The following is a 387-nucleotide window of genomic DNA, read 5'->3' on the forward strand; positions in this document are numbered from 1 at the left end:
GCGTTTGGCGTCGGTGCACTTCGCTTTAATCGTGCAGCTTGCGCAGTCGCTGACCTTCGCTTGGTAGATCCGGCCTTTATTGCTGATCTGCTTAAAGATCAGCCATTTTCCGGCAGGGCATTGATATCGATCTTGCGACGCATCGTAGGCAAATGCTGTTCAATCGAAAAATATCTGTTCCTTGCCGCAGGAGTTGAGTGATCACGCCACAGGCACATAAGCCGTGATGTTCTCATCCTCACATGCCTGGAACTGCTTGCCATTGGAATAGCCCGCATCCGCGGTGACCGTCAGTTCATCCTGCGAAAGTTGTTCCTTGGCGGCCTTGGCCATCGGTTCAAGTTGCTTGCGATCATCGCTGTCCTGAGTCACTTCATGATGCACGAT

Annotated in this window: 1 pseudogene; it reads right to left on the reverse strand. The window is 52.2% G+C overall.

Annotated elements, in window-relative coordinates:
- Positions 1-387: pseudogene (locus AAEY83_RS13095) on the reverse strand (IS5/IS1182 family transposase); the annotation flags it as partial.

The organism is Psychrobacter sp. TB20-MNA-CIBAN-0197 (assembly GCF_040309765.1).
GTDB classification, from domain to species: Bacteria; Pseudomonadota; Gammaproteobacteria; order Pseudomonadales; family Moraxellaceae; genus Psychrobacter; species Psychrobacter submarinus.